Annotated in this window: 13 protein-coding genes and 2 pseudogenes; 2 read left to right on the top strand and 13 right to left on the bottom strand. The window is 39.2% G+C overall.

The window, feature by feature from the left end; all coding sequences use genetic code 11:
* Positions 1-51: 51 nt before the first annotated feature.
* From DWY37_RS11195 to DWY37_RS11205, 3 genes are read right to left on the bottom strand one after another with little or no spacing between them, the layout of a single operon-like run.
* Positions 52-960 carry a radical SAM mobile pair protein B gene (locus DWY37_RS11195; RefSeq protein WP_118173225.1) on the bottom strand — a complete coding sequence of 303 codons (909 nt, stop codon included), beginning with the start codon at positions 958-960 and terminating at the stop codon, positions 52-54.
* Positions 948-1,637 carry a radical SAM mobile pair protein A gene (locus tag DWY37_RS11200; RefSeq protein WP_118173226.1) on the bottom strand — a complete coding sequence of 230 codons (690 nt, stop codon included), beginning with the start codon at positions 1,635-1,637 and terminating at the stop codon, positions 948-950. Before DWY37_RS11200 ends, DWY37_RS11195 begins: the two co-directional genes overlap by 13 nt.
* Complete coding sequence (locus DWY37_RS11205; RefSeq protein ID WP_117841969.1) at positions 1,634-2,071, bottom strand: radical SAM mobile pair system MarR family transcriptional regulator; 438 nt, start codon at positions 2,069-2,071, stop codon at positions 1,634-1,636. Before DWY37_RS11205 ends, DWY37_RS11200 begins: the two co-directional genes overlap by 4 nt.
* A gap of 460 nt (positions 2,072-2,531) precedes the next feature.
* On the opposite strand from DWY37_RS11205, the pseudogene DWY37_RS11215 reads away from it, so the two are divergent.
* Positions 2,532-2,657 (top strand): annotated as a pseudogene (locus DWY37_RS11215) (DUF6061 family protein); the annotation flags it as partial.
* A gap of 143 nt (positions 2,658-2,800) precedes the next feature.
* Here DWY37_RS11215 and DWY37_RS11220 read toward each other — a convergent pair.
* From DWY37_RS11220 to DWY37_RS11240, 5 genes are all read right to left on the bottom strand, one after another.
* The gene (locus DWY37_RS11220) at positions 2,801-3,763 is read right to left on the bottom strand and encodes a carbohydrate kinase family protein (protein WP_118173227.1); all 963 of its coding nucleotides are present in this window, start codon (positions 3,761-3,763) and stop codon (positions 2,801-2,803) included.
* Positions 3,747-5,111, bottom strand: a complete 1,365-nt coding sequence (locus DWY37_RS11225; protein WP_117841972.1) for an MFS transporter — start codon at positions 5,109-5,111, stop codon at positions 3,747-3,749. The genes DWY37_RS11220 and DWY37_RS11225 overlap by 17 nt, the downstream gene beginning before the upstream one ends.
* Before the next feature lie 18 nt (positions 5,112-5,129).
* Positions 5,130-5,522, bottom strand: a complete 393-nt coding sequence (locus tag DWY37_RS11230) for a VOC family protein (protein ID WP_117841973.1) — start codon at positions 5,520-5,522, stop codon at positions 5,130-5,132.
* A gap of 9 nt (positions 5,523-5,531) precedes the next feature.
* A complete protein-coding gene (locus DWY37_RS11235; protein ID WP_117841974.1) occupies positions 5,532-6,560 on the bottom strand; it encodes a zinc-dependent alcohol dehydrogenase in 1,029 nt (342 codons plus the stop codon).
* Between the two features lie 252 nt (positions 6,561-6,812).
* Positions 6,813-8,021 carry an ROK family transcriptional regulator gene (locus DWY37_RS11240; protein ID WP_330414784.1) on the bottom strand — a complete coding sequence of 403 codons (1,209 nt, stop codon included), beginning with the start codon at positions 8,019-8,021 and terminating at the stop codon, positions 6,813-6,815.
* Position 8,022: 1 nt separating this feature from the next.
* Here DWY37_RS11240 and DWY37_RS16490 point away from each other — a divergent pair, with 1 nt between their 5' ends.
* Positions 8,023-8,175, top strand: a complete 153-nt coding sequence (locus DWY37_RS16490; RefSeq protein ID WP_416390273.1) for a DUF6774 domain-containing protein — start codon at positions 8,023-8,025, stop codon at positions 8,173-8,175.
* Between the two features lie 584 nt (positions 8,176-8,759).
* On the opposite strand, the pseudogene DWY37_RS11250 reads toward DWY37_RS16490, so the two are convergent.
* The 5 genes and pseudogenes from DWY37_RS11250 to DWY37_RS11265 all read right to left on the bottom strand — a co-directional run.
* Positions 8,760-8,852: pseudogene (locus DWY37_RS11250) on the bottom strand (cytidylate kinase family protein); the annotation flags it as partial.
* A gap of 13 nt (positions 8,853-8,865) precedes the next feature.
* Entirely contained in the window at positions 8,866-10,233 is a 1,368-nt protein-coding gene (locus DWY37_RS11255; protein ID WP_118173228.1) for an MATE family efflux transporter, read from the bottom strand.
* Positions 10,234-10,463: 230 nt separating this feature from the next.
* Positions 10,464-10,628: a hypothetical protein gene (locus DWY37_RS15850; protein ID WP_158561519.1), complete on the bottom strand. Its 165-nt coding sequence runs from the start codon at positions 10,626-10,628 to the stop codon at positions 10,464-10,466.
* A gap of 18 nt (positions 10,629-10,646) precedes the next feature.
* Positions 10,647-11,900, bottom strand: coding sequence for an ATP-binding protein (locus tag DWY37_RS11260; protein ID WP_022244062.1), 1,254 nt, complete (start codon positions 11,898-11,900; stop codon positions 10,647-10,649).
* Positions 11,901-12,186: 286 nt separating this feature from the next.
* Positions 12,187-12,771, bottom strand: a complete 585-nt coding sequence (locus DWY37_RS11265; protein ID WP_147403592.1) for a hypothetical protein — start codon at positions 12,769-12,771, stop codon at positions 12,187-12,189.
* Positions 12,772-12,882: the final 111 nt, after the last annotated feature.

Here is a 12,882-nt window from a genome sequence, read left to right on the forward strand (position 1 = left end):
GGAATTCCACCGGCTTGACTACACACCCTTAGCTGGGCGCACAACTGGAATTTAGCGATTTCTTTTTCCGGTATTCTCTGTCCCACGGATTTCCTCATGATAGAAATAATCTACGATCACCGGATGCCCCTGCGGGACTCTGCCATAAGGCATTTCATTATCCACAAAGGCACAATCATACTTCTTAGCCATTTTCTCAGCTTTTACTTCAAGTGCTTCAAAGTAGCTGCGATTATGCTTGTTATAGATCTCGTCGTAAAGTGGTACAAGATCAGGATATTTTCCGGCGATATAATCCATAATTGTCTTTTTGAAACCGCCTCGAAGATTGAGATTTTCGAGCCAGAACAGATCGCACTGATTCTTTACCCGCTCAAAGATTGCTTCAAAATCCGTGATACCGGGGAATACCGGGGATACGAAACAGACTGTACGGATACCTGCCTCATATACCTGCTTCATAGCAGTGATACGGCGCTCAATGCTCGAAGCAGAGTCCATATCGTTCTTGAAATTTTCATCTAGTGTGTTGATCGACCATGAAACGGTTACACGTCCAAGCTTCTTCAACAGATCAATATCCCGTACCACAAGATCCGACTTTGTGCAGATCAGAATATCTGCGTCACTGCCGATCAGCTGCTCCAGAAGTTTTCTGGTATTCCCGAATTGCTCCTCCTGTGGATTGTAGCCATCTGTCACAGAACCGATGACCACCCGCTGTCCGGCATATTTCTTCGGATTTTTAATTTCCGGCCAATGCTTCACATCAAGGAAAGTGCCCCATTCCTCCTTGTGGCCAGTAAAGCGCTTCATAAAAGAAGCATAGCAATACTTGCAGGCATGTGTACAGCCCACATAGGGATTGACCGAGTAACCGCCTACCGGCAGACTAGACTTAGTCATGATATTCTTTGTTTCCACCTCACGAATGAGGATTCCATTTATTACTTCTTCCATGATTTCTGTACCTCTAACACTTTATTAAATTCTTCCGGCATTTCCTGAATCATATTTTCATCCCCTATGATAGGGACAAGGTCTTCCTTCATAAACACCGGAATGCCGAGCTTATGTGCCTGGTCCGTCAGAGACCATGCCCATTCCGGCTCCGTATGAATCTTCCTGCTCTGAGCTCCGGTCATGGTGCCGACAACGATCCAATTGATTCCAGAAAGGTCAACTGTGCCGAGATCATCGAATAACGGCTCAAAGGTAACATGGTAATGTTTTGCTCTGACGTTTTTCCGAAGGGCGTCGATACGCCACCGTTCTGCTTTCCTCGTCACCGTAACGCCAAACCATGCGTTTTCCAGATCGGTATCAAAATCCAGCAAATCAGGTCGCTTGGTAAGGAACAGGAACTGATGCTGTGGATTTTCACGGATCTTTGCAAATACCTCGTCTCTCCATTCCGGCTTCCATCCAGAGAGATCGCTCATGCCGGTAAGAAGAAAGTTCTGCGGACGTTTCTTTTCCATCATCTTAAGCTTACCCGGAAAGAATTCAGGGTCAGCGAAATCATCAATCATATGCCAGCGTTTCACGTTGTTGCGGGCATAGCAATATGTACACCCCACTGTGCAGCCAATGACGATATTCATGTTCTGAATCTGATCTTTGATACAAATACTCATGACTTCTGCCACTCCTCAAGATTCTTTCTGATGCGGTCGAGGCATTCCTCAAACCGGGTAATTTCTTCCTCTGAAAAACCTTTGTAGTAAATACTGCCCATCTCATCAGATACAGAATCGTACTCTCCCTTTAAGGCATGTGCTTTCTCAGTCAGAAACAGGAGTGTTTTCCTTTTGTCCGTTTCAGACTGAACACGGCTTATCAGCCCTTGATTTTCCATTCTTTCCAGCATCGTAGTAAGAGATGTTATCGCTAATCCGCATTTAGTCGAGAGTGACCTGATTGAGATACCATCCTCCTGCCACAGCACATAAAGAATACGTCCCTGAGCTCCATTAAACGCATCAATATCCTTTTCACTGAGAATCTTCTCGAAAATCCGGTCTCCAAGCTGTTTTATTTTGGTGACAAGAAATCCTCCATTCATTTCCATACAAAAGCTCCTATATAGTAGTTTATTAAAAACATACTATATAGGAGCTTTATTGTCAAGAGTTTATATGTCTTAATAGGTAAATTCCGTTTTTTTCAATTCTCCAAACTGGAATTGAGATTTCACCTGTTTTAAGAGATTTAATAACTGTTATATTTTGTTATTAAATTCTCCGCAAACCCTTGAAAATACTGAATTTATCGCAGGTGAGCTTTCCCTTATTGTTTCCCTTGTATTATATCATCGCACCAGTGTTTACGAACTCTGATAAGGGCAAATACAAGGGCACAAGAGGTCCAGTGGACCTCTGCTCTGTGCCGACCGAAGCGGCAGCGGAGACCAAGAAATCTGATAACACATTATAACACAAAATGAAAGTGACATGGTGAACTGATTGAAATGCTTCTGATTTTTGTAACAAATGATTGATTGAATGATAAGGAGATAAAATACGACGAGAATAATATTTGCAGAATACAATCCACAGCTTAATAGTATTGATGTTTATATATCTGCTGGCTATATGCTCCGCATTGATTGTTGGGAATCAGAAAAGCATTTAAAGACTACACCAGAATCAGACTGTACATGGGGCGAAGAACACAGGGAATAAAACTTATCGTAATTTACATAAAATACAAGCAGGAGCAAATATCGAAAGTTGTCCTGCTTATATTTTTGTTAAAAATAGGGGCGTTTTTATAGCCCCAATTTTGTCATATACATTCATTATTTCTGCATAAATTCAAACACTGCTTCTTTTGTCGGAATCGCAGGGATGCCACCTCTCTTTTGCACACACAATCCAGCAACTGCATTTCCCAAAACAGCACACTTTTTGATTTCTTCCCATTTCATTTTTTCAACATTCTTATTCATGGAAAGGATACTGCATAATACGCCTCCCCAGAATGAATCACCTGCCCCAGTCGTGTCGACCGCATGTATCTGAAATGCTTTGATGATTTCTTTTCTGCTTTTTGTTGCCATAAGAACACCCTGTTCTCCCAATGTAATGGCTACCAGCTTTGGTCCCATAGCAAGGAGTTGGTCTGCGGCCTGCTCATAACTTTCGGCCTCTGTCAACAAAATACTCTCTTCATCCGATACCTTCATGACATCTACCAATTCTATGACAGATCTCATTTTTTTCACTGCATCCTCTTTGCTCTTCCAAAGAGACGGTCGATAATTCGGATCATAGGAAATAAATGCACCCGCTGCTTTTGCCATTTTTACCGCTTCAATCGTTGTACTTTCTGCCGGTTCATCTGTCAGCGATAATGATCCAAAATGAAAAATTCTACAACCTGAAATTAATGTCTGATCCAGTTCTTCTTTTTTTAACTGTGTATCTGCACCTGGTTTTCTTGCAAAAGAAAAATTCCGTTCTCCACTTTCACCGATTTCCACAAATGCCAACGTTGTAAAATAACCCGGGTCTTCAACAATAGCATCTGTATTGATTCCTTCCTTTTGCAATGTCTTCTTTAAAAATTTACCATGCATATCGTTTCCAACTTTTCCAATAAAAGATGTGCGATACCCAAAGTGGCTTGCAACGGTTAGAAGATTTGCCGGAGCACCGCCGGGATTCTGTTCGAACAATTTTCTCCCATCCTGACTGTGTCCTGCTTCCGTAAAATCAATCAGCAATTCTCCCAATGCCACGATATCAACTTTTTCTTCCATTTTTCAGTTCCTCCACAATCTCGTTATAACGTTTTTTATTTAACCGGTAGAAAAATAATACAACCGCAGTCACAATCCACAGTGCACCCGGAATCGTCGTAAATGCATGTTTCATAATTGAAAGTACAGCCGCATTCTGTGTCTGATTTGCAATATAGCCACATTTTCCAAGTAATCCTGCTAAAAGTGCTGTTCCAACTGCCATTCCGATTTTATTTCCAAGTGAAATAAATGCATACTGAAAACCATCATTTCTAAGTCCGGTTTTCCACTCCCCATATTCCACACAGTCTGGAATAATTGCATAGATTGCAGTATTAAATCCAGAGAAGAAAAACTGTGTCAGACCAGATAAAGCATAAAAAATAGCCGGTGATTCTTTGGCATTAAAGAAAAACATAGACAACATGGAAATTCCTGTAAATAAAGCAAAGAGAGATGCTGTTCTTCCTTTGTTATTCAACTTGCGGAATAATGGTTGAAAACAGGCTGCCCCGATGATAGAAGGAATAATGATGCACATCGAATAAGTTGTGTAGTAGGAGGCATTCCCTTCCACATATGTAAAGTAATACAGAATATCTGCGTTTCTACCGTACAGTGTAAATCCAAATAATATCTGTCCTGCCAATGCAAGAAGATATGGTCTGTTCTGCATAACCGCTTTCAACTGAACCTTTACAGAAATTTTTTCTTTTTCCGGAGTAATCACTGCCTCTTTCGTCTTCGCAAAGCAGAAGAAATGACAGGCTGTAAAAATACATCCATATATGACCGCAACCGTCAGATATCCTGTCTTTGCACTATGACTGCCGAATTTGCTGAGCAGTGGAACTGTGATAATATTTAACACACCAATTGCAATCATCGCTGCAACCGAACGGGATGTATTTATTTTTGCACGTTCATCAATATCCTGTGTCATAGCACCACACAAGGTTCCATATGGAATATTCACACAGGTATACCCCAAAACCAGCAGACAATATGTAATTACCATATAAATAATCTTTCCATTCTGCGGCCAGTCGGGTCTTGCCCAGAATGTCATAACAAGAAGAATCGCTGTGATTGGTGCCGCTACTAACAACCATGGACGGTACCGTCCCCATCTCGATTTTGTTTTATCTGTAAGTCCCCCGACGATTGGATCATTGATTGCATCCCAGAATCTTGAAAAAAGCATAAGTGCTGACACAGCCGCCATACTGATTCCGAACACGTCTGTATAAAATATCATCAGAAAATTACTGACAAACATCCAGCTGAAATTACATCCAACATCACCAAACCCATATGCAATCTTACTGATCAGCGGTACTTTTCCATTTTTGTTTTCGCTTCCCATATGTCCCTCCTGTTTTTATCAGAGTTTCTGACAGAACTCTATTCTTTCCTCATTTGGTCCCTTAATCATAAAAAACTTCACACCATTTTCCCAAAATGGCAGTTCTTCGATTCCGTCTGTGATAACTGTGTATTTTTCATTGCAGATTTTCTGATATATACTCTCAATGTCTTCCACATCAAGAGCAACATGCTGGTATGCACCGTCTGACATTGCCGCCTGCCCATTTTCAAAAGTCTCTATACAGTAATTTTTTATCTGTAAAAATGCCACTTTTTCCCCTGCTTTTTCATTATAAGTCTGCATAATTACTTCAAATCCAAGACCCCTATAAAACTCAACTGTTTTCTGTAAATCGTTTGTCGGAAGCCCGACATGGGCAACTCCGACAATTCCATATTTATTTTCCATACGAACTCCTTACTTTTCACTGACGTTGATAATTACTTTCATCGTTGTCTCGCGGTTATCATCAATATACTGGTATGCCTTCAGATAATCTTTAAAAGCAAATGTCTTTGAGATAAGCGGTTTCAAATGAACTTTGCCCTCATTTACCAGTCTGATTCCATCTATATAATCATCATGGCGGTACATCATCGTGCTCTTAATGTCAAGTTCGTGGTCATTTGCCACTGCAAGATCTACTTCTGCCATTCCTGCAAAAACAGCCACCAGTACAATCGTGCTTCCTTTTCTTGCATATTTAATTGCCTGTCCCATTGTGATATTGTTTCCGGCACAGTCGTAGATTACATCCGCCTTATCCGGTCCAAATGCTTCGATCATTGCCTCACCAAAGTCTTTATCTTTGGTATTCACACACACATCAATTCCACATTCTTTTGCCTTTGCCAGTCTAAGATCACTGATATCTGTGATCATCACTTTCGCTGCCCCCATTCCTTTTGCTGCCTGTGCTACAAGATTTCCGATCGGTCCCGCTCCAAGGACTGCAATATTCATGCCAGCCACATCACCCATCTGTTTTACACCATGAACTGCCACAGCAAGAGGTTCGATCATAGCTCCTTCTTCATAGGACATATCTTCTGGAATAGGTGTTACTTTAGATGCATCCACTGCAAAATACTCAGATGCTGTTCCTGTCGTTTGAAATCCCATTACTTTTAATTCCTCACAGAGATTATACTTTCCATGACGGCATGGATAGCAGTGTCCACAATATACCTGTGGCTCTATCGTCACCTTCTGTCCCACATGAAACTCTGTGACATTTTTTCCAAGTTCTGTGATCTCACCGGAAACCTCATGTCCCTGTGTTACCGGATATTTTGTAAACGGATGTTTTCCATGATAAACATGAATATCTGATCCACAGACACCAATATTCATAATCTTTACCAAAACCTGATTTTCCTTTACCTCCGGAACCGGAACCTCTCTGAAAATAATTTCTCCTGGATTTGTCATTACCTGCTGTAACATAATTGCTTCCTCCTTTTTTATATTGTTTTATTTTATGTTTTATTAAATGTTTTATTAAAGTAATTACATTATCATCCTTTAAACATATTTTGTCAATATATTTCTCTCAATTTTACGCATTGCACAATTTGCAGATATGCTTTTTGTATATATTTTCTAATCAACGCACAAAAAAACGGAAAGAAAACCTCACTTATCGTTTCCTTTCCGTTTTTTTGCTCACACTTCACTCTGTTTTCACACTATAATAATTTATATTTCCATCATATGTTCCGCAAAAAAATATTTCGCAGCTCCAACAGCCGACGCTTCTTTCCTGTACGAACAGTTCTTCAGGTATGAAACATCATGTTCAAAACCATTATATGCCATCACTTTTTCTCCCAAAGGTATCATATAATCTGAGAGTACACCTCCGACATCGCCCCCCAGTATGATATCCATATCATATGCCATCCGTAGATTTGATATCAAAACAGCAAGATGATCCAGATACTCATTCCATATCTGTAAAACCTTTTTATCTCCACTTTCAAGATTTTCCATAAATGCATCCAGCGACTGCCTGTTATCTTCCGTCAGTACACTTGCAGCACAATATGCATCCGCGCATCCTGATTTACCACAATAACATTTTTTTCCACCGGGAACAAGTATCATATGACCAAACTCTCCTGCTTTCTGGTTTTGTCCGCGATACAACTTTCCATCTATGCAGAAAGCACCGCCTAATGTATGATTCAAAGACAGATATATCGCATTGGGATACTTCTGCTTTTTTTCTGCAAGCATGGCTGCATTGGCATCATTTTCAAAATACACCGGCATTCCCACAGCCTGCTCTAAAAAGCGGAGACTATAGTTCTCTATCCCTAACGCGTGGGATTTTAAAACAATCCGTTCTTTCTGATCGATAATTCCCGGGATCGCAATACCAATTCCAAGCAGTGTCTCCTTCGCAGGCTCGTCTGCCAGAAAAGTTTCAACCTTTTGTGCCACCTCTGTACAGTAGGATAATTCTGCCGTAAATTTTAAACGGATGCGGTCTTTTTTTACGATCTCATCTCCAAGATTTACCAGTACCATTTCGATATGATTCGCAGTGATCAAAAGCCCCATTGCATGACAATATGACTTATTAATTCCTATACTTTTTGCCTTTCGTCCGCCTGTCGACGCATACTCGCCCACTTCTTCTAACAGTCTTTTCTCCAACAGGTCATTTACGTTTGCTAACACAGTCGGCATACTCAGATTTAATTCTTTCGCGAGCTCCGCTTTGGACATAACCGGATGATTCAGCACATAATTGATGACTTTTTTTCTTGCTATATTTCTTTTATCTTTATTTTCCGTTTTTTTGTCCTCTTTTATTAAATATTTTATAAAAGAATTATATGCTTTTTTATTCTGTTTGTAAAGGGACGATCCGTTAACGCTAAATATCTTATGGACAACCACTATGTCAAACTGTACAAATCTTTTTTACCTCTCCACAATTTCCTGCCAGTTGTCCGAATGCCTGTCGACCGATGAGCTTACGCTTCTTGCCGCAGACCTAGTGGTATTAAGTGATATGCTTGCAAATCTTGCTGCCCGAAAATCAGTCCTTTGATATGCTATTCTTGCTGTTCCATTTTTTACATATATCGTACCGCATTTTATAAAACCATTCTTTTCAATCAGCCTTTGCATAGTTTTATTATCCGCATGAGTATCTACCCTGATATTTAAAGAAATCTTTTTACAATAGTTTAAAGCACACGGAAACAAGCCATGTACCTGACCATCTCCGGCAAGCCTGTGAATCGTCAGATATGGTTCTTCATTCAGCCAGTTACCGCCCTCAATATGCTTATAAGTAGGTTCTGTACCATCAAACAATGCAAATACCCCGTGGATTCCATTCTTGTCATATATTACCTTACATGCATTTTTATCAATATCAGATTTTATCAGATCTGCATCCGGGTAAAAATGTCCCCATTGAGTCGGATTTCCGGACTTTATCATATAATCCTGTGCATATCTGTAAATTTTAATAATTTGCTCTAAATCTGCTATTTCAGCATTTTTCACATTCAGCATGCCTTTTATTTACCTCCACATTTTTCTTATGTTACCCAATTCTTCTGTCGTCAAGCAGCTACTCTTCCTCTGTATCATACTTCACTTTCCAGAAAAAGAAAAGGTACTGCAAAAATACAGTACCAAGTTTTTTGCCACTTCTTTCCCCATAAACCGTCCGCCGCTTCCAAACTCTCTGCTGATTGTAATGATTCTTTTTGCCATAGCTGACTCCTCCTTAACTTAAACTTTCCACTTTATTCTTCCGGATTCTCTTTAAAAATACATATCCCACAAGGCATGCAGCAATCTCTGTTATCGGGAATGCCCACCAGATTAAGGAAACGTCCATCTGTCCATTTCTGACTAAACTGGAGAAAACACCTGCCAGCGGTAATATGATGACAAGCTGTCTGAGCAGTGAAATCACAAGCGACTCCAAACCGCCGTCCAATGCCTGATAAATTCCCTGATATGCTACATTGATTCCGGCGAAAATAAAGCTGATAGAAATAATTCTCATGGCTCCGATAAAATATTCCCTTGACTGTCCTGCATTAAATAATGTTGCAAAAGCCCCAGGGAAAATTTCTGTAATCGCCACACCCACAATCATAAGCACAATCGTATAGATTAAGCCATATCTGATTCCATCCTGAATCCTCTTCTTGCTATGCATTCCATAGGCAAATGCAATAATCGGCGTGATTGCATCTCTAAGTCCAAAGGCAAGGAAGAGTACAAACTGCTGTACTTTATAGAACAATCCATATGCGGTCTGAGCCGAAGGACTGAATTTTAAAATCAGATTTATCACATAAACCATAATAGACATAAGCGCCTGTCCAATAATTGCCGGAAGTCCGATTGCATAGATTTCCCTGATAATTCTGCCCTCTGGTTTCATAAACTTTACACCATGCTCAAATTCCTTATTTAATTTTACATGGAAAATAAATAACAATGCTGCTGATACCACCTGTCCGATTACGGTTGCATAGGCTGCGCCCTTTACTCCCATTTCAGGAACCGGTCCGATGCCATAAATCATAATTGGGTCAAGAATAATATTTACCACTGCTCCCACAACCTGACCAATTGTTGAATAAATGGAACGCCCGGTTGCCTGTAACATTTTCTCAAATAGCGAGAAGGAAATAATTCCAAATGAAATCACACAGCATATTCTTAAGTAGCTTGTCCCCATTGCAATGACTTCCGCATCAACGGTCTGGGATGAGATGTATGCTTTTACTCCAAACATTCCAAACAGCAGACATACTGCATAAATAATCACTCCAAGAAATAAACTGTTTCCTGCAACTTTTGCAGCTTTTTTACTTTTTCCCTCTCCCAGTGTTCTCGCGAGAAGTGCATTGGTTCCCACACCGGTTCCGATTCCCACTGCTACCATAAGCATCTGAACCGGAAACACCAGTGTAAGTGCATTAAGTGCTGCCTCACTTCCTGATTTCATGTTTCCTACAAAGGCACTGTCTACAATGTTATAAACCGCCTGCAATGCCATAGATAAAATCATCGGTATTCCCATCTGCACCATGAGCTTATTTACCGGCATTTCCTTCATCTTGTTACTTTCTGCCATCTTAACTTAATCCTCCTTTTTCCACCTGCAGAAGCTGCCACTGGCAGCTTCTTACGGATATTTGGCAATATAAAAAGTGCGCACCTATCTTATAAGTTGGACTTACGCTGATAAGCTACACACTTTTTCATTGCATTATAAAATTACAAAAACGAGTAACAAAACTGGATTTACGCAATTTTGCTACTCGTTCAGAAGTCATTATATTTTTCTTTTTGGAAAAAGTCAAATTATTTTTCTCTCGTTTTATACTCATCCCATGTTCCACCATATATGCAATTTTCAACGTAAGCCATGCCTAAATTGTAACCTCCACTTACCTTTCTCATTATTTCCTTATCCAAAATCTCAAAGTACTTACTATTATTTATTTCGGATCTATCACCAAAGAACACTTATCATCTCCTTCCATACTAAAACTCCAAACTATCCTCATTGAGCAGAAAATATTTCATGCCCATGATCACAAAGCCTTCCTCATTTCTCCAAGGCTTTTTTGTTCCATTTACTATAACAATCTTCTTAAATGAATCCGGAATATTTCGGAGTGAATTAAGTTCCTGTGTTTGTTTTTCCTCAGAAGTCATATCATAAGCCACCTGAATGTAATATCTCTGACTGCCCTGGTTTACTACAAAATCAACCTCTAGCTGCTTATGAACTCTCTTTCCGTCACTATTCTTTGCAAATACATCCACAATACCAACATCTACATTGTAGCCACGCACAAGCAACTCATTATAAACAATGTTTTCCATAATATGAGTCGGCTCCTGCTGTCTGAAGTTTAGTCTGGCATTTCTAAGTCCTATATCCGAAAAATAGTATTTCAGATTGGCTCCTACATATTTTCTCCCCTTAATGTCATACCGGTCCGCTTTAGAAATCAAAAATGCCTCTGCCAAATAATCAATATGATTGGATATAGTTTTATTACTGTAATTGATACCTCTCTCACTTTTGAAAGTATTTGATATTTTTGTTGGATTGGTAGGTGCTCCTATGGCAGAAGCAAGAATGTCCACCAAAGTTCCAATCTCATCAACATTTTGAATTTTATTTCGCTCTACCACATCCTTGATATAAACATTGGTAAAAATATTTTTAAGATACTCAGCCTTCTGGCGTTCTACAGAAAATTGTGCCACTTGTGGTAAACCACCGTATATCATATATTCTTCCCAAGCATCATCATAATCTCCATCATAAGCCGCATAGAACTCTGCAAAAGACAACGGATAAATTCTTATTTCATCTCCTCTGCCTCTAAATTCAGTTACAATGTCACTAGATAAAAATTTAGAATTACTGCCGGTTACATACACATCAATGTTACTGATACGAAGCAAACTGTTCAGCACTTCCTCAAATCGTGGCATAAACTGTACTTCGTCCAAGAGCAGATAATACTTCCGGTCATCTTCCACCCGCTCTTTAATATGCTGATAACACTTCTTTGGATCTCTCAGTTCCTCATTTTCAATGCCATCTAAAGCAATCTCAATGATGTGGTCATTATCTATGCCACTCTCCAGTAAATACTTCTTAAACAACACAAATAACAGGAATGATTTGCCGCATCTCCTGATTCCTGTGATAATCTTAATCATTCCGTTATCTTTTCTTATCTTTAACTGTTCAAGGTATGAATCTCTCTTAATCTCCATAGTGTCACTCCTTATTTTTGTGCATTGCACGAATTTTGGTAATGTTATTTTACTACTAAATTATTTTCACTTCAAGAGCCATTACTATTTTTTGTGCATTTGCACTTTTTTATGTAATGATTATAGATAATATGCAAAAAGGATACCTACACCATGTCCTGTAACACGATATAAGTATCCCTTTGCTTGATAACTACAACACATATAAATAGACTCTCAGAGATTAATCAATTTTTTCCAAAAATCTATAATTTGACGGGTATTCCAAACACCACAAATCTTCTCCTTATGGAATATCCAAAGTATGGTTTTCGCTTTTGGTATAATATTGTGTTGCTTCCCGATTCCCCATTCTAACAGTAAAGAAGCCATTTTCTATGCCTGCATGTTTCATAAATTCATCAATATCATCATTAGAATAAGTCAATCCTACATATACAGGATCATCGTTCATCATATACCGCCAAAAATGAGCATATCTCTGAGCAACTGCATCATGCTCTGCTCCCCGCATATGTTCCGAGTAGGGAACCCCAACACCCTTGTCATTTGTAAATAATGCATGCTCTTTTCCGTCTGAAGAAACATATTTGAAGTAATGATTCTGTCCGAAATCAATTATATTGTTACAAGCTTTTATTTCTAATAACTTATTTGTATCTATTTTAGGAATCTGGTCTGCTGTAAATCGAACACCTGCAACTTCATATGTTTCTCCATGTTTTCGTACCTTAGAGCTGTCATTATTGATAACCAGCAACAACAAATCAGAAATATAACTATTTTTTTCTGATGCAAACGATGAATATATCTCTGAATAAGCTACAGAATTATTACCTCTCACATATAAATCAATCATCCCATTTTGCATAGTTTGTTACCGTCTTATTGGTAACCTTAAGTTCTTTGCTGACTTCAATAGGCGTGAACTCTCTTTTGTAGTTCTTCATGAGCAGCAAGAGCAATTCTTTTTCTCTACTTT

The organism is Roseburia sp. AF25-13LB, from assembly GCF_003478915.1.
In the GTDB taxonomy this organism is placed as follows: domain Bacteria; phylum Bacillota; class Clostridia; order Lachnospirales; family Lachnospiraceae; genus Roseburia_C; species Roseburia_C amylophila.